Annotated in this window: 15 protein-coding genes; 6 read left to right on the top strand and 9 right to left on the bottom strand. The window is 62.7% G+C overall.

Annotation, left to right across the window (positions count from 1 at the left end):
* Positions 1 to 11: 11 nt before the first annotated feature.
* The 5 genes from AC0L2C_RS20390 to AC0L2C_RS20370 are packed head-to-tail and all read right to left on the bottom strand — an operon-like array spanning position 12 to position 5,054.
* Positions 12 to 785: an SDR family NAD(P)-dependent oxidoreductase gene (locus AC0L2C_RS20390; RefSeq protein WP_473524259.1), complete on the bottom strand. Its 774-nt coding sequence runs from the start codon at positions 783 to 785 to the stop codon at positions 12 to 14.
* 4 nt (positions 786 to 789) lie between these two features.
* Positions 790 to 1,887 carry an ABC transporter ATP-binding protein gene (locus AC0L2C_RS20385; RefSeq protein ID WP_236387779.1) on the bottom strand — a complete coding sequence of 366 codons (1,098 nt, stop codon included), beginning with the start codon at positions 1,885 to 1,887 and terminating at the stop codon, positions 790 to 792.
* 10 nt (positions 1,888 to 1,897) lie between these two features.
* Positions 1,898 to 2,800 carry a carbohydrate ABC transporter permease gene (locus AC0L2C_RS20380; protein WP_027152467.1) on the bottom strand — a complete coding sequence of 301 codons (903 nt, stop codon included), beginning with the start codon at positions 2,798 to 2,800 and terminating at the stop codon, positions 1,898 to 1,900.
* Positions 2,793 to 3,728 (bottom strand): carbohydrate ABC transporter permease, encoded by a 936-nt coding sequence (locus AC0L2C_RS20375; protein WP_473524258.1) that lies wholly within the window; start codon positions 3,726 to 3,728, stop codon positions 2,793 to 2,795. Before AC0L2C_RS20375 ends, AC0L2C_RS20380 begins: the two co-directional genes overlap by 8 nt.
* A gap of 60 nt (positions 3,729 to 3,788) precedes the next feature.
* A complete protein-coding gene (locus AC0L2C_RS20370; protein WP_128245420.1) occupies positions 3,789 to 5,054 on the bottom strand; it encodes an ABC transporter substrate-binding protein in 1,266 nt (421 codons plus the stop codon).
* A 139-nt stretch (positions 5,055 to 5,193) separates the two neighbouring features.
* Between AC0L2C_RS20370 and AC0L2C_RS20365 the strand changes: the two genes are divergently transcribed.
* Positions 5,194 to 6,390: an ROK family transcriptional regulator gene (locus AC0L2C_RS20365; protein WP_473524257.1), complete on the top strand. Its 1,197-nt coding sequence runs from the start codon at positions 5,194 to 5,196 to the stop codon at positions 6,388 to 6,390.
* 147 nt (positions 6,391 to 6,537) lie between these two features.
* Here AC0L2C_RS20365 and AC0L2C_RS20360 read toward each other — a convergent pair whose 3' ends face one another.
* Positions 6,538 to 7,434 carry a LysR family transcriptional regulator gene (locus AC0L2C_RS20360; RefSeq protein ID WP_128167592.1) on the bottom strand — a complete coding sequence of 299 codons (897 nt, stop codon included), beginning with the start codon at positions 7,432 to 7,434 and terminating at the stop codon, positions 6,538 to 6,540.
* A gap of 293 nt (positions 7,435 to 7,727) precedes the next feature.
* Here AC0L2C_RS20360 and AC0L2C_RS20355 point away from each other — a divergent pair, with 293 nt between their 5' ends.
* The 5 genes from AC0L2C_RS20355 to AC0L2C_RS20335 all read left to right on the top strand — a co-directional run bounded on the left by AC0L2C_RS20355 (position 7,728) and on the right by AC0L2C_RS20335 (position 12,405).
* Complete coding sequence (locus AC0L2C_RS20355; RefSeq protein WP_473524256.1) at positions 7,728 to 8,462, top strand: SDR family NAD(P)-dependent oxidoreductase; 735 nt, start codon at positions 7,728 to 7,730, stop codon at positions 8,460 to 8,462.
* A 202-nt stretch (positions 8,463 to 8,664) separates the two neighbouring features.
* On the top strand, positions 8,665 to 9,264 hold the full coding sequence (locus AC0L2C_RS20350) for an NADPH-dependent F420 reductase (RefSeq protein WP_128245417.1): 600 nt from the start codon (positions 8,665 to 8,667) through the stop codon (positions 9,262 to 9,264).
* A 1,084-nt stretch (positions 9,265 to 10,348) separates the two neighbouring features.
* Complete coding sequence (gene nuoH / locus AC0L2C_RS20345) at positions 10,349 to 11,335, top strand: NADH-quinone oxidoreductase subunit NuoH (protein WP_473524255.1); 987 nt, start codon at positions 10,349 to 10,351, stop codon at positions 11,333 to 11,335.
* 23 nt (positions 11,336 to 11,358) lie between these two features.
* A complete protein-coding gene (locus AC0L2C_RS20340; RefSeq protein ID WP_023800392.1) occupies positions 11,359 to 11,925 on the top strand; it encodes an NADH-quinone oxidoreductase subunit I in 567 nt (188 codons plus the stop codon).
* A 39-nt stretch (positions 11,926 to 11,964) separates the two neighbouring features.
* On the top strand, positions 11,965 to 12,405 hold the full coding sequence (locus tag AC0L2C_RS20335) for a CBS domain-containing protein (protein WP_023800391.1): 441 nt from the start codon (positions 11,965 to 11,967) through the stop codon (positions 12,403 to 12,405).
* A gap of 23 nt (positions 12,406 to 12,428) precedes the next feature.
* Here AC0L2C_RS20335 and nuoG read toward each other — a convergent pair whose 3' ends face one another.
* The 3 genes from nuoG to AC0L2C_RS20320 are packed head-to-tail and all read right to left on the bottom strand — an operon-like array spanning position 12,429 to position 16,849.
* A complete protein-coding gene (nuoG, locus tag AC0L2C_RS20330) occupies positions 12,429 to 15,035 on the bottom strand; it encodes an NADH-quinone oxidoreductase subunit NuoG (protein ID WP_473524254.1) in 2,607 nt (868 codons plus the stop codon).
* Positions 15,036 to 15,065: 30 nt separating this feature from the next.
* Complete coding sequence (nuoF, locus tag AC0L2C_RS20325; protein WP_473524253.1) at positions 15,066 to 16,331, bottom strand: NADH-quinone oxidoreductase subunit NuoF; 1,266 nt, start codon at positions 16,329 to 16,331, stop codon at positions 15,066 to 15,068.
* Between the two features lie 5 nt (positions 16,332 to 16,336).
* Positions 16,337 to 16,849, bottom strand: coding sequence for an NADH-quinone oxidoreductase subunit NuoE (locus AC0L2C_RS20320; RefSeq protein ID WP_023800388.1), 513 nt, complete (start codon positions 16,847 to 16,849; stop codon positions 16,337 to 16,339).
* Positions 16,850 to 16,860 lie beyond the last annotated feature (11 nt).

Here is a 16,860-nt window from a genome sequence, read left to right as displayed (position 1 = left end):
AAGCGATCGCATCAGCGCAGACCGGCATCGACGGCGATGGACTGCTTGGTGATCATGCGGCTGTCATCGGCGGCAAGGAAGAGCACGGTCCGCGCAATCTCTTCGCTCAGCAGGACGCGGCGGATCAATTGCCGTTGCACCGTCTGGTCGATTGCGTCCTGGGTCCTGAACCACAGCTGGCGCTGCCGCTCGGTTATGACGGCGCCGGGTTCGACTGCATTGACGCGGATGTTGTCGGATCCGAACGACCGCGCCAATGCGCGCGTCAGCGCCACCACAGCCCCCTTGGCGGTGGCATAGGCCACCATCTGGTCCGCGCCGAAACGCCAGGCGATGGAAGAGAAGTTTATGATCGAGCCGAAGCCGAGTTCCTTCATATGCGGATGCACCGCCTGCGCGGCGAAGAAGTGATGCCGGAGATTGACGTCGAAGCTGCGGTCCCAATATTCTGACGTCACCGCGTCAACGGGTTGGCGCTGATCATCGGCAGCGTTGTTCACCAGGACGGCGACCGGACCAAGACGCGCGCGCACGTCTTCTACCGACGCCTGCAGCGCAGCGATGTCAGTGACATCGCAATGGAGGTACACCGGGGCCTGCCTGGCGACGCAACCAAGCTCGCGCACCAGCGCTTCCGCGGACCCATCCTGCACATCAAGAAAGCATACGCGGGCGCCATTCGAAGCAAAGGCGCGGACCATATCGGCGCCGATCCCGGAGGCGCCGCCGGAGATCAGCACGACGCGATCGGTCAAGCTCGGGTAAGTCGCGAATTGCACGGACATCAGATCACAGAAGCGCCTTGGTTGCTGGATCGAACAGACAGGCGCGCGACATGTCGATGCCGAGCGTTATCGTCTCGCCCATGACGGGAGCGTCATCCGGCTCGAAACGGCCGGTGATCTCCAGGTCGCCTAGCCTGAGGACGGCAAGCGTCTCGGCGCCGGTCGGTTCGACCAGTTCCACCGGCGCCTGCAAGGGCTGCACAGCAGGTTTGCGCGACTTCAGGTCCGTCGTGAAGCGGTAGATGTGTTCGGGCCGAACACCGAGCACCACGTCCTTTGGCGCACCGGCGGACAGCGGCATGGCAAGGGCAAGAGTGGCGTCGCTGCCGTCAGCGGCGCGTACCGAGATGCTAGTCGATCCCGCAAGCCGGGCGGGGATGAAATTCATCGCCGGCGATCCCATGAAACCGGCCACGAACATGTTGGTCGGCCGGTCATAGATCCGCTTCGGCGTGTCGAACTGCTGCACCGAGCCCTGGTTCATCACCGCAATGCGGGACGCGAGCGTCATCGCCTCGACCTGATCGTGAGTGACGTACACCGTCGTCTTGCCGACGCGATGGTGAAGCTTCTTGATTTCGGTGCGCATGTCGACGCGCAGCTTGGCGTCGAGATTGGACAGCGGCTCGTCGAACAAAAACAGTTTTGGATCGCGTACCAGGGCGCGTCCCATCGCAACGCGCTGCCGCTGCCCACCCGACAATTGCCCAGGCTTGCGGTTGAGCAGCTGCTCGATCTGCAGCAGTGCGGCAACCCGCTTTACGGCTTCCGCCTGCTCCGCTTTCGGCACGCCCCGGCTTTCCATGCCGAAGGTGATGTTCTGGCGCACCGTCATGGTCGGATAAAGGGCGTATGACTGGAACACCATCGCTATGTCGCGGTCCTTGGGCTGCACGGAGTTGACCAGTCGGTCGCCGATCCAGATCTCGCCCGAGGTGACGGTCTCCAGGCCGGCGATCATGGCGAGCAAGGTTGATTTGCCGCATCCGGAGGGGCCGACAAGGGCGACGAACTCACCGGTTCGCGCCTCGAGATTGATGCCGGCCAGAATCTCGAGCCCGCCATAGCTCTTGTGAAGGTCGCGGATCATCAGCGCGGACATGGACGATGCCTCATTTGATGGCGCCCTGTGTCAGGCCGCGGACGAAGTATTTTCCACCGAACAGGTAGATCAGCAGCGGCGGCAGCGCGCCGATCAGCACGGCTGCGCTCATCACATCGTAAGCACGGGCGGTCGTGCCGCCGGCAGTGAGCGCGACCAATGCCGCCGTAATCGGCTGCTGCTGGCCGGAAGTGAAGACGACGCCGAACAGATACTCGTTCCAGATACCGGTGAATTGCCAGATGACGGTGACGATCAAAATCGGCGGCGACAGCGGCAGGATGATCTTGCGAAAAATCCGCCAGAAGCCGGCGCCGTCGATGCGTGCCGCCTTGATAAGATCGTCGGGTATGCTGACGTAGAAGTTGCGGCAGAACAGGGTGGTGAACGAGATGCCCTGGACGACATGAATCAACACCAGCCCGTAGGTCGAATTGGTCAGGCCGAGTTTGCCGAGCAGGAACGCCCACGGCATCAGCGAGATCTGGCCGGGCATGAAGACGCCGAGCAGCATCAGATTGAACAGAATTTCCGAGCCCTTGAAACGCCATTTCGACAGCACATAGCCGTTCATGGCGCCGAGGAGCGTGGAAATGAGCGTTGCGGGGATCGTCATCCAGAGCGAATTGAAGAAATTGCGCTTCATGCCTTCGCAGGTGCCGCTGACGCAATAAGTGCCCCAAGCCTGTGCCCACGCGTCGAGGCGGAAGCTACGCGGCAGCGAGATGAGGCCGTTGCGGGCAATGTCGGACTGCTCCCGCAACGAGTTGAAGACGACGACCAGCAGCGGTGCAAGGTAGATGACGGCGAAAAGCATCAGCACCGCATAGACAAGGAAGCGACCCCAGAAATATCGCCGCGTAGCCGCGGCCGCTTCGGGATCATGCCGGGCGTTGGCGGCAATTTCAGCCATTGCGGCCCTCCGCCCGCCTGCGCCAAACGATCCACAAGGAATAGGGCACCAGCACGACCGCGAGGGCCGCGAGCATCATCATCGCCGCGGCGGCACCCTCGCCGATCTGCCCGCGCTGGAACATCAGGTCGTAGACATAGATCGCCGGGAAGGTAGTCGACACACCTGGCCCACCCCGCGTCAACGCCGCCACCAGGTCGAAGGTCTTGATGGCGAACTGGATCTGGATGACGGCCACCGCCAGAAAAATCGGGGCGATCGTCGGCAGGATGACCTTCCGATAGGTTCGGGAAACCGACGCACCGTCGATCTGCGCTGCTTTGATGAGATCCGGATCGACCGACCGCAGGCCAGCCAGGAAAAGCGCCATTGCGAAGCCGGACGACTGCCAGATACCGGTTATGATCACCGCATAGATTGCGGTGTTGCGGTTGGCCGTCAGGGCGAAGCTGAAGTCGGTCCAGCCGAGCCCCCGCACGAAGGCCTGGATGCCGTCGAAGGGGTTATAGAGCCAACTCCACACCGTGCCGGTGACGATGAAGGAGACTGCCAGCGGATAGAGGAAGATCGTGCGCCAGACCGCCTCGCCGCGAACGCGCTGGTCGATCAGGATCGCCAGAAGCAGGCCGATGGCCATCGAGCCGACGATATAGAAGCCGCTGAACAGAAAGAGGTTGGTGTAGGCGATGTTCCAGCGCCGGTTCGCCCAGAGCGAAGCGTAATTGTCCAGACCGACGAACCCATAGGTCGGCATCAGCGACGAACTGGAGAGCGAGAGATAGAGCGTCCAGAGCGTGAAGACGAAGACGTAGATGAAACTCGCCGCAAGCGACGGCGCCAGCACCAGAATGGGCACCATCGTGCCCAGGCGCTGCCGCCACGGGGTTGCGGTAGCCGCAACCGGTACGGTCAGGTCACGCGTTGACATCTTCTGCTCCGGCGAAGTCGGGGCCGGGCGACGCGCGACAAGCCATCATCGGCAGCGTCTTCACATCTGCGCTTCGGCCGCATCGGCCATCGCGCTGGCTGCGTCCTGCGCGGTCATGTCCGGCGTCGCCACAAATTCGGTGACGGTATCCATGATCGCGCCGCGCACCTTCTGCGGGATCGTCATGTTATGCGCCATCGAACGGACAAGCGTGCCGCCATCGATCGACGCCTGCAGGTCCTTCTGGGAAAGCTGCTGGCAGGGATTGAAGCCGTTCGAAAGATCGACGTCGAGACGGGCCGGGATCGAGCCCTTGGTCTGATTGAAAATCGTCTGGAACTCGGGCGACAGGATGGTGCTGGCGAGCAGTTTCTGGCCCTCGACGTAGTCCGGATCCTTCTGCTGGAAGAACACCACCGAGTCGGAATTCAGGATGAAGCCCGGCTTGCCCCAGTCAGTCGGCGCCTGGGCGCAGACATAGTCGGTGCCCTGCTTGAAGCCGCCGGCCGTGAGCAGGCCGAGCGTCCAGTCGCCCATGATGTGGAAGGCGGCCTCGCCGCGGCCGACCAGATGCGACATGCTATCCCAGTCGCGGCCGTTCATGCCGGGGTCCATATATTTCGTCGTCATGGTGCGGAACTGTTCGAAGGCCTTGACCATGCCGTCGCTGCGCATCGCCTCGACATCACCCTCGACGAAGGCCTTCTTGAAGAGATCGAGATCCATTCCGTAGACCACCACCTCGAAGACCGTCGAATCGGTCCAGTCGGCAGTCGAGTGCGAGATGCAGATTTTGCCCGATGCCACGACCTTGTCGCAGGCGGCGTTGAAGTCCGCCCACGTCTTCGGCACCTCGGCGACGCCTGCTTCCTGCATGACCTTCGGCGATGCCCACAGCCAGTTGATGCGATGGATATTCATCGGCGCCGCTACCCAGCTGCCGGTCGGCTTCATCACCGGCAGCAATTCGGGAGCGACGACCTTCTCCCAATTTTCCGCTGTCGCCAGGTCGTCGAGATTGGCTGTCATGCCGGTCTCGTTCCATTCGGCGATCTCGGGTCCCTTGAGCTGCACCGCTGGCGGTGCATTGCCGGCGATCACGTCGGCGCGCAGTTTCGCCAGCGTGTTGGCCGTGTGGCCTGCGATGGAGGTCTGCTGCCAGGTGCCACCCTTGGCGGTGAACATCTCGCCGAGCTTGGCAATAGCCTGGGCGTCCGATCCGGTCGCCCATTGATGCAACAGGTTGGTCTTGGGCTCTGCGAGCGCGGCTCCCGCAACAAGGGTGTACGCCGTAGCGGCCGCAACGGCCGTCCTCAGGTATTCCATCGTTTCACTCCCATGTGATGTACGGTTCGTATCGACCGCTTGTGACGCAATTCGAGTTCGTCGCAGAGGGAGATGCAGCATCTCCGTTCTTTCCAAAATGACATATTTGAGCTATCAGTCAACGTCCTTTGTGCTCACCATGAACAAACCTTCGCTTAGAAATTGGCTGATCGACAAGCCCTCCGCATCACCGGAGAGCCTGATCGTGCGATGCCTGCGTGAGCGCGGCGTGCTTTCTGCCTCGCAAATCGCGCACATCACCGGTTTGGCGCGGTCGACAGTTTCAACCGCGCTCAATGGCTTGAAAAAGTCCGGAATGGTGATTGAATCCTCGGCCCACCATGACGGGGCCAGGGGCATTGGCAGGCCTGCCGCGACCTTGACGCTCAATCCCGCTGCGGGCACCTGCGTCGGCATCCACCTAGGCCTCGATGAGATGCGTTGCCTCATCGCCGACGTCTCGCATTCTGTCATTGCCGAACAAACTATCGCCATGGGCCTGGACTACCAGCCACAACAGGCGGCCGAGCTCGCCAAGTCAGCAATTGCCCAATGCTACGTAGAGAACGGTCTGCCGATGGCGGGGCTCCTGGGGGTTGGGGTTTCCGTCTCGGGCCCTGTCAGCCGCGAAGGCGTGGTGCAGCGTGCGAGTATTGTTCCGACCTGGGCTGGGGTCAACATCCGCGATGTGTTCGGGCCGGTTCTCGAACAGCCGATTTTCGCCGACAACGAGAGCAACTGCTCGGCCATTGCCGAGCTGATGTGGGGCGCGGCCGTTGGCCAAGACGATTTCGTCCTGTTCAAGATCGATCTCGGCGTCGGCGGGGCCATAGTCCAGCATGGCCGGCTGGTCACGGGCATCGCCGGCGGCGCCGGCGAATTCGGGCATATCAGCATCGATCCCGGCGGCGATCTTTGCCGGTGCGGCAATCGCGGATGCCTGGAGCTTTATGCGAGTTTTGCCCGGCCGCTCGAGCAGATTTCGCGCATCGTGCGGCGGCCGGTGACGATGGACGAGGTGATCATGATGGCTGAACAGGGCGACGTCGGGGCGCTGCGGATGATCGAGGACACCGCGGACTTCGCCGGTCGTGGCCTTGGTCTGATCGGCTCGGTGATCAATCCGCCGCTCATCATCATCGGTGGCCGCATGGCTTTGGCAGGCGATATTCTCCTGGCACCGCTGATCGCGTCATATGAACGCCACACTCTCATCAAGTCCCGCGATATCGCGCCCGCACTGCGCACGCGGATAATCGTTGGCAAGCACACGCAGAACGATGCCTTGCTCGGCGCGGTCGGCCTGGTGCTGCGCCACAACAGCCGGCTGCAATGATTTGACTTTGCGCCGAGCGCTCGCGAGGAACAGGACGACGGGCGCGATGTGCGCGCAACATTCGCGGATTGAACGACGCCGCTTCAAGGGATCGCAGCTCGGCTTCCGACCGGATTACGGCAAGCGTCGCCGGCGACCTGCCGAGCGTCAGTCTCGCGATATGGATAGCCCTGCGAGAAGCGGAGCGTACGCGGCGAGCCTGCGGGATACGAACTCGGTGAAGAGCCGCACGCGCTTCGTCTTGCGTGTCTCCCCCTGTGTGAGAAGCCAGAGCGTTCCGTATATGTGCGGGTCGGTGCCCGGCACCCTCGCCAGCAGGGGGTCGGCATCTCCGACGAAACACGGCAGTCTCGTGATCCCGATCCCTTGCCGTGCTGCAACGATCTGCGCCTCGGCGTCCGGGGTCCTGAACGGAACCCCTGTGGTACGAACCTCACCCTCGTGGGCCCAGGTTGGGATGCCATGAATGTTTACGACGATCCACCGGATGGGATCAGGCGCGCCCGCACGCCACTCGGCTAGTCGATCGCAGGACATGTAGACGCCGCCGAACAGCTCCGGTCCCATCAGGCCGTGAAGATTGAGCGGCAGGGTCTTGCGGTCGGAGACGATGCGGATCGCGACGTCCGCCTCTCGGTTGGTCAGATTTGCCACCTCGCCGGACGACAAGATTTCCATCTCGATGTCAGGATGCAGACGCGCGAAATCGGCGAAGTCCGGCATGAGCAGGTGTGTTGCGAGGAACGGTGGCAGCGTCACCCGCAGAAGCCCGCGCGCGCTCTGGTCGCGCCCGAAGACGCGCGTCTCCAGCAGGTGCGACGACGCTTCCATCTGGTCCGCGAACTCGAGGACCTCCTCGCCTGCTGCCGTCAGGCGGTAGCCCGAAGGCAGCTTTTCGAACATGTGCACCCCGAGGCGTTCCTCGAGTTGGGCTATGCGTCGCAGCACGGTCGAGTGGTTCACTCCGAGGCGCTCGGCGGCAGCCCGCACCGAGCCTCCGCGCGCGACGGCAAGAAAGTAGCGAACGTCATCCCAGTCGATCATGGTGCAATCCCGCACCGCGGGGTTTGCCTTCGAAAGCCCGATTCCAACACTATCGAACATCCTCTCGATTGTGGGATAGCACGGGCGGGTGATCACTGCCTATGCCGACAAGCGCGGCCCATTTCCGGACGGCTGACACCGATCGTCGCGCCTGGCGTCAGTCGTCCAGCCGGATAGATTTCGCACCACCGATCTGCGCGCTTCCGCACTCAAAGCCTGACGTCGGCAGACCTATCTCGAGGCTCTCGGGGACCTCCCCGAACGATCAAAGGCGGAGCCTGAAAGGAGAAGTCATGGGAAAGCTTGAGGGTAAGGTTGCAGTCATCACGGGTGGATCGAGCGGCATGGCGCTGGCGAGCGCCAAGCGGTTCGTTGAAGAAGGCGCCTACGTTTTCATCACGGGCCGGAGGCACGAGGCGCTCGATGAGGCCGTCAAGCTGATCGGCCGGAACGTGACCGGCGTGCGCAGCGACGCGTCCAATCTCGACGATCTCGACCGTCTGTTCGACACGGTCAAGCGAGAAAAGGGCAAGATCGACGTCCTGTACGCGAGCGCCGGCACGGGCGAAGCCGTCCCACTGGGCGAGATTACCGAGCAGCATTTCGATGCGACCTTCGGCCTGAATACGCGCGGCACGCTGTTTACGGTCCAGAAGGCGTTGCCGCTGTTCAACGATGGCGGGTCGATCTTCATGACCGGGTCAGTTGCTTCGATCAAAGGCTTTCCTGGTTACAGCGTGTATGCGGCGAGCAAGGCGGCGCTGCACGCGTTCGCACGCGGGTGGCTCAACGAACTCAAGGGCAGGAATATCCGGGTGAACGTGCTGCACCCGGGGCCGATCGCCACACCGATGCAGGACCAAGTTCTCACCGAGGAGGCGAAGCAAATGTTCGAATTCCTGATCCCGCGGGGAAAGATGGGGCGTCCTGAGGAAATTGCGGCAGTCGCGCTGTTTCTTGCTTCAAACGATTCGAGCTTCGTGAATGGGTTGGAGTTGTCTGTCGACGGCGGCTTCTCGGCCATCTGATTTCGCGCCGGATCTCCGGAGGTGGCTGATCGGCGGGACTAGCATGTCCATGGTGGAACGACTTCCGTGCTGATGGTCGGCCCGGCCGCGCGGAAGTCGTTCACGACGGGGCTTCTACACAAAGGTCGCCACACAGCAGAACGGATAACCCAGCGCCGTGGAAGGTCTGGGAATCAATACCAATACGGATCGGAGAAGCATTATGAGCTACGCGATTGTAGGATTTGGTAAGATAGGCCAGGCCCTCGCCCGCGCCTTTGCCCGTAAAAACATCGACGTGACCGTCGCGAGCCGCCGTCCGCCCGAGGCGTTGGCACCGCAGGCTCGGGCGATCGGACCCACGGTCGTCGCCAAGTCGCTGCGGGAAGCACTCGAGACCGACATAATCATCCTGGCGGTCCCGTTCGGGGCGCACCGCGAGGTTGCGAAGGCCCTGCCGAGTTGGGAAGGCAAGACAGTCATCGACGCGACGAACGTGTTTCCAGTCCCTGAAGAGCTGAACGGTCTCCCGTCCTCGGCCTTCGTTGCGAAGGCGTTCACCGGCGCCAAGTTCGTCAAAGGGTTCAATCACCTGATTGCGGCCACCCTGGCTGCCGATCCGATCGTCGAGGGCGGCCACCGGGTCGTCTTTCTGTCGAGCGACGACGAGGATGCGATCGCTCCCGTGGCGGCCTTGGCCAAACAACTCGGGTTCGCGCCCGTCAAGCTGGGAAAGCTCAGCGAGGGCGGCGCGCTGGTGCACGCACGCGGCCGCATTTGGGGCAAGCTGATCTTCCAGGATTTGTTCAAGAAGGAGCAGTAATCGATCTACGACCGTGTGATCGGCGCCGAGAACTGGTCGCGGGCGCTAACTTCTTCGAGCAGCGCGCGACCGAATATTTGAAGGCCACAAAGTCGCGAAGGTTGGGGTGGATCTGACGGCGTATGGGCGCCGTTCGAAGAGCGGGGAGACGCCCGACAGAGCGGCAGATCTGCGGGTCGCCTAGAATCTGTCGACTGCTATCGATGGCCTAGGATTCGCTCGAGTGTCCTCCGCCATCCGATACTACTCCACGGTACTCCCCCTCACTCCCACTCGATTGTCTACTGCCCTCATAGCTTATTGATTATGCAATAGAATTCTAATTGGCGTTCCTTCGAATACCGTCAACAATACCGTCACAAAATGGCTTAAATCCAAATCTGCGACGGAGCACCTTGCAGTATCCGAAACACCGCCGATCGCCGCACGGCCGTGCAGTGTCCTGAGATACCATCTTTCTGTTGGCCTCTGCTGTAGGGATGCCTGTTAGATCGTTAGCTCGGGATCGTGCTGCTTGCCAACCGGGTTTTTGTGCTCTGACGGATCGATGGGCTGTCGCGCGTCCCATCGCGGCTGAGGAAGCGGGTCGTCAGTCAGGAAATGACCGATAGCATTGACAATGCACCAAACCCTCCTCGCCGTTGGACCGATGGCGCTGCCGAGATTTCCCCATTTCTCGTCTGCGTTGTCGGTCTCTTTTCTGGCCGGGCGGGCGGCAACTCGTTCGGATTGCTCTTTAGTGGGGGAGCGTCAACGCACCGATTAAGCGGTTCAGTGCCCTGCCTTCTGGCCCTTAGGAATGTGTCTCGTGCCGAATGCCGTTGTTGAACGGTAAGAAGGGGGCTGTTTGTGGAGGCGTTCAGTATTAGGCGCTGGGGCCATCTGGTCCCGTCATTGCGTGCCATTGCTCGATATGCGGGCGCGTTTGAGCGCCAAGCGACACACACCATGGCCAGCAACGGTAAGACTGTGATACCATTGCACAAGTTGCGTCGCCGCCGGCAGACTGTCGTTTCCGCGAAGCCGGACAAGCGCAGTGCTCAGTATCGTAAGTCTCAACCCGATGAACAAGTAGCCGCGGATTATGGAACTTGTCGTCGCCCTTGGCCTGATCGCCTTCAAGGTCGCGTTGCTGATTGCGATCCTGCTGCTGCTGCCTTTGCCGCTGACGTGGCTCGAACGCAAGATCGCCGGGCACATCCAGCAGCGGATGGGGCCGATGCGCGTGGGGTGGCACGGGCTGCTGCAGCCGGTGGCGGACGGCATCAAGCTCTTGACCAAAGAGGACCACATCCCGGCCGAAGCCGACCGCTTCCTGTTCAAACTGGCGCCGATCCTGGCGCTCGCCCCGCCCTTCGTGGTGTTCGTCGCGATCCCCTTCGGCGAAAGCGTCTCGGTCCTCGGCGCCGAGATCACGCTCTACGTCTCCAATATGAACGTGGCGCTCCTTTTCGTCTTCGCGGTGATCGGGATCGAGGTCTATGGCGTCATCTTCGGCGGCTGGGCCGCGAATAGCAAATACGCGGTCCTGGGCAGCCTCAGGACTTGCGCGCAGATGATCAGCTACGAGATCCCGATGGGGTTCGCGGTCATCGGCGTGGTAATGCTGGCGCAATCCATGAGCCTGCTCGAGATCGTGCGGGCGCAGGCCGATGTCTGGAACATCGTCTACCAACCGGTCGGGTTTTTCGTATTCTTCGTCGCCGGGCTGGCCGAAGCCCAGCGCATACCTTTTGACTTAGCGGAGGCGGAAGGCGATCTGGGGGCCGGGTTCCATACCGAATACAGCGGCATCCGCTTTGCGTTCTTCATGGTCAGCGAATACGCCGTCATGCTGCTGGTGTCGGTCCTGTCGGTCATCCTGTTCTTCGGCGGCTGGAACGGCGTGCTGATCCCGTTGCCGCCGCTCCTCTGGTTCGCGCTCAAGGTCGCGTTCTTCCTCTATGTGTTTATGTGGTTCCGCTTCACCTTCCCGCGCTATCGATACGACCAACTGATGGCGATCGGCTGGAAAGTCTTGCTTCCACTGTCACTGGCGAACATAATAGTAACAGGTGTTGCTTTCCTTTGAGGGCCACCCCAAGCGAGGCGGCGATGTCGCGCGCACTGCACATAAGTGGAACATGGATCGGCTGGGCATTCTTCGCCGATCTAGCGGGCGCCTTGGCGCTGACCTTCGGCTACATGTTCTCCAGATCCGTGACCATGCAGTATCCTGACAAGGAAAAATGGTTGCCCTATTCGCGTTACCGCGGGCATCACTTCCTGACGCGCGACGAAGAGGGCGAGATCAAGTGCGTGGCCTGCGAACTCTGCGCGCGGATTTGTCCCTGCGACTGTATCGAAGTCATTCCCTACGAGGACGAGAAGGGCAACCGGCATCCAGCTAAATTCGAGATCGACATGGCCCGCTGCCTGTTCTGCGGGCTGTGCGAGGACGCCTGCCCGGCCGACGCGATCGCGCTTGGCCAACAGTACGAATTCTCGAGTTTTTCCTCGCGTGACCTGGTGGTCGGGCGCGACGACCTGCTCGGCAAACCGGGCAAGGCGACGACCGGCGGCGGCGTGGTCGCCGCGCGCCTGAACACCGAACAGGACGTGCTGGTCGAGACGAGCGAGCCTCAGGGATACAACTGGTGGCGGAATATCCGCCGAACGTGAACGCGCGGCAGCCGTCAAGCCGGAGCACAGGAGGCTCAGATGCTTGTCCGCCAAATCTTGAAGACCAAATCTCCCGAGCTCATCTCGGTCACACCAGATCAGACGGTCGTAGAAGTCCTGCGGCTGTTTCGGGACAACAACATCGGATTCGTGGTCGTCAGCCGTTCGCCCGGGGAATGCCTGGGCACGCTGTCGGAGCGGGACTGCTGCTATGCGGTGGCTGAATACGGAATCGAGGCGCCCACAATGCGGGTCGCCGACATCATGAACCGCAGTGTGGTGACCTGTTCGACACAGGATTTGCTGCCCTTTGTGATGTCGCTCATGACCGACCGACGCACGCGCCATGTGTTGGTCATGGATGGCGACGCTTCTGTCGGCGTGGTGAGCATCGGCGACGTGGTCAAGCACCGGCTCGACGAATTGCTCCGTACCGAGCAAGCGTTGAGCGATTACATTGCCGGCACCCCTTATCACTGAGGATGCAAACCCGGGGGAGCCGATTAGGGTGAACTGCCCGGAAGCTCGGCAATGCCTTGGCCGCGATCTTCAGGGCGCGCCCCGACTCCGGTGGCGAAGGCAGCGTGCGCCTTTTGAACCTCCACCGGACAAGGGTATTCGCCCCGCCGCATAAGGCTGTTGAGACGCAGGTCTCTATAGTTTTCAGGCACGAACACGAGGCCCGCGGGAAAATGCCTGTTGACCTTGAGCTGCGCCCTCAGTTCGCCCTGGGCGGATCGCACGACCACCTGATCGCGATCCGCAAGGCAAAGCTGCGCGGCGTCCCACGCGCTCATCTCAACATATGGGTCATCCGCCACCGTATTCAGGATCTCCGAGCGTTCGGAAAGATATCCATTGTGGAACAGGCAGTTGCCGGTGACCAACATGAGTTGGTCGGCCGCATTCGGGTTAGGCGGAGGGGCGAAGAACTCGCCAGCCGGCGGCGTCGGGTCCGCCGTGGTGAATGCTCCGTCGGCTCCAAGCCCGTCCGTCAGCCCTTGGTAGGCCGGAACCAGCCGGGCAATCTCGCGGAAGATTTCGCCTTGCATCGACGGTTGCATTGCCTGGTTGCGGAGCGCTGCGACGAAGTCCAAGATCGCCAGATTGGCCCGCGCCTCGAAGGCGGGTTCGCGGAACTTGCGGACCGCCTGGATCCGGCCCTCGTTGTTGGTGAAGGTGCCGGATTCCTCTCCATAACCCGCCGCAGGCAGGACGACATCGGCCAGACCCACGGTATCGGTGAGGAAGGTGTCCTGCACGATCAGGAGATCGGTGGCATCAAGCGCCCGCTTGACGAATCCCCGGTCGGGATAGGTCATCAGAGGGTCGCTTCCGACGATATAAAGCGCGCCTACCCGCCCCTTGTCACAAAGCGCCAGCATTGCGTCGAGATCCGCGCCCGGCTCAGGCGGAATTTCGGCGCCCCAGGCCCGTATGAGAGCTGTGCGCGCGGTGTGATCGCCGACCGGGCGCAGTCCCGGCAGGGCCGCCGGCAGAACCCCCATGTCCCAGGCGCCCAGCTGGTTGGCTCGGTCGAAGAGGAACTGCATCGCCGGGCCCTTGCCGAGCACGCGGAGAACCCGCAGCAGGTTGGTGAGCTGCAGCGTTGCGCGCGCTTCGGAAAGCCTCAGGAGGTCGGCGCTGACAAGCACAGCGACGCTCCCGCCGTCCAGCAGCGCAGCGGCTAGACGGTCCGGCCCGTCGCTGCCGATGGTCGGTGGTGCCCAGCCGGTTGCCGCGCCGACGCCCGCAAGAACCTCGCTCGGCAAGGCTTGGCCGGCCGCCGCCACGAGACCGGCCACCACTGCGGCAAGGGCCGCAGCCTCAGCGCCCGGAGCAACGCGAACGACCGCTCGGGCATCGGCGTCCAGCCGGGATGGCCTCGCCGAGAGCATGAGCAACCTGGTCTGCCTCCGCCGCGCCGCGTCTCGCAGCAGGTATTCAGTGACCGGGTTCTCGTCGGTCACGTTGCCACCGACGACAAGCACGCAGTCGTTGCCGATCACCTCCTCCAGCGGCGCGCGGCTGTAAAAGCCCGCCACCAACGGGCCGAGCGTCTCGAAGGGCGTGGACCAGCGCGACGAGCAGTCGATGTTGTTGGTCCGGAATACCGTCCGCATCAGCTTCTGGAATTGATAAAGCACCTCGTTGGGCAGGCGCGGCGAGGCCAGCCCGCCCGCAGCTTTGCTCTCGACGGCCGACAGGCGCCGGCGCAAGTAGTCCCCGGCTTCGTCCCAGGAAACCGGAACCAGTGCGCCGTCACGACGGATCATCGGCCGCTTGATCCGGTCCCGGCTCCCGACGAAGTCGAGGCCGAAGCGCCCCCGCACGCAGAGCGTTTCGCGATTGACGCCATGCTCCCACTTCGAGCGGACCCGCATGAACTCGCCCTTGCGCGCGCCGACGGTGAGCTGGCAGCCGGTGCCGCAATGCGGGCAGACCGTGTCGGTCTCGACCAGATCCCAGGGCCGAGCCTTGTAGCGATAGGGGAAGCTCATCAGTGCGCCGACCGGGCAGACCTCGACGCAATTGCCGCACTGGTCGCAACTCGCGAGACTGCCCTCGAAGCCGGTGACGGCGGTATCCATGCCTTTTTCGATGGTGCCCAAGGCGACCGCTCCGACCACGTCCTCACACATCCGGACGCAGCGCTGGCACTGGATGCAGCGGTTGACGTTCATGATGATGACGGGGCTGAGACGGATGTCCTCGGAGTGGAACACACGTTTGGCATCGCGGAATCGGCTTTCCCGGGGCCCGTATGCCATCACCATGTCCTGAAGCTCGCACTCGCCGCCCTTGTCACAGATCGGGCAGTCGAGCGGGTGGTTGGCAAGCAGCATGTCGAGCATGGAAGAGCGCGTTTCGTCGATCAGCGGCGTGTTAGTCCGCACCACCATGCCGTCGGTGACCGCGGTGGCGCAGGAAGGCTGCAGCCGCCGCTGCCCTTCGATCTCCACTAGGCACATGCGGCAGGAGGCCAGAGCCGGCAGCCGCTTCAGATAGCAGAAGGTCGGGATTTCGATGCCCAAACGCTCGGCAGCCTGCAGCACCGTAGAGCCTGCCTCCACTTCCAGCGTTTGTTCATCGATCGTGACGCTAACCATGACTTCTTGCGGCCTTCTCCTGCGCGCTCCTTAGTGAAACGAGCACCTGCCCTCCTCGATATGGGCGACGAATTCATGCTCGAAATGCGCCAGTGCCGCCCGCAGCCCCATAGCCGCGCCGTCGCCCAGAGCGCAGAACGTGTTGCCGAAAATGCCCTTGCAGAGCGCTTCCAGCTGTTCCAGATCGTCCGGCGCGCCCTGCCCTGCCTCGACCCGGCGCAGCACTTTCACCACCCAGTTCAGCCCTTCGCGGCAAGGCGTGCATTTCCCGCAGGACTCGTGGTGGAAGAACTCGATGATCCGAGTGGCGACCTTGACCATGCAGGTCGAGTCGTCGATCACGATCACCCCGGCCGAGCCAAGCATCGAGCCGACCGCAGCCAGCGAGTCGAAGTCCATCCCGACATCCAGCCCGCGCTCCGGGATCAGCGGCGCCGAGACCCCGCCGGGGATCACCGCCTTGATCCTGCGCCCCGGCGGCGGCCCGCCGGCGCGGTCCTCGACCAGTTCACGCAGCGATATGCCCATCGGCAGTTCGTAAAGGCCCGGGTTCCGCACGTGCCCGCTGAGGCAATAAAGCTTCGGACCGGGGCTCTTGTCCGGGCCGATGCTGCGAAACCAGTCCGGCCCCCGCGCCACGATATGCGGCACGCAGACCAGCGTCTCGACATTGTTGATCACGGTCGGGCTGGCGTAGAGCCCCGCGACCGCCGGAAATGGCGGTTTCAGACGGGGCTGCGCCCGCTTGCCTTCGAGCGAGTCGAGCATCGCCGTCTCCTCGCCGCAGATATATGCGCCGGCGCCGCAATGGATGTGCACGACGAAATTAAAATCCGAGCCCAGAATCCGTGTTCCCAGATAACCCTTTGCATGGGCCTCGGCGATCGCCTGCTTCAGCCGGTGGATCGCCAGCACGTATTCCCCGCGGATGTAGACATAGGCGGTTTCCGCCCCGATCGCGTAGGCGCTGATCACCATGCCCTCGATCAGTTGGTGCGGATCACGCTCCATGATGATCCGGTCCTTGAACGTGCCGGGCTCGCCCTCATCGGCGTTGCAGCACAGGTATTTCGGCTTGTCGGCCCGTTTCGGCACGAAGCTCCATTTCAACCCGGTCGGGAATCCGGCGCCGCCGCGACCGCGCAGGTTCGCTTGCTTGACGAGGTCGATGATCTCGTCGGGCGTGTGCTCGCGCAGCGCCTTCGCCAGCGCCTGGTAGCCGCCGCCGGCCTCATAGCTCGAAAGCAGATGGCCATCCGGCTCGTCCATGTTTCTGAGAAGGACCGGTTCGAACATGGCGGCTACTCACCCGGCGGTCCTGCGGCGGCGAGTTCGGCGCCGGTCGTTTGCCCCGCCGCCGCGCGCAGCCTGTCCAAGAGCGCGTCGATCCGCGCAATGTCGAGGTCGCCGTGATAGTCGTCGCCGACCTGCATCACCGGGGCCATCTCGCAAGCGCCGAGGCATTCGACGGTCGAAAGCGTGAACAGCCCGTCCGGGGTTGTGCCGCCCTTTTCGATCCCCAGCACAGTCTCCAGATGCCTCAGCAGGTCCTCGGATCGGCGCAGCATACAGGATAGGTTGTCGCAGAGTTGCAAGTGGAACAGCCCCACCGGCTCGGTATGGAAGAGGGTGTAGAAGGTCGCCAATTCGTAGACCCAGACCCGCTCGACACCGAGGATGTCGGAGACCTCTTCCAACACCGGGCCGGGTAGATGGCCATGTTCCTTTTGCGCGATCAGAAGCGCGGGCATGATCGCCGAGCGCTGGTCGGGATACCGCGCCGCCGCCGCCTCGATCTGTTCACGCATGTTCATCGCGTCCAAAA

The sequence above is a fragment of the Mesorhizobium sp. WSM4845 genome (genome assembly GCF_055811455.1).
Note: the sequence above shows the minus strand (reverse complement) of the source record. Positions and strands in the feature narration are given on the sequence as shown.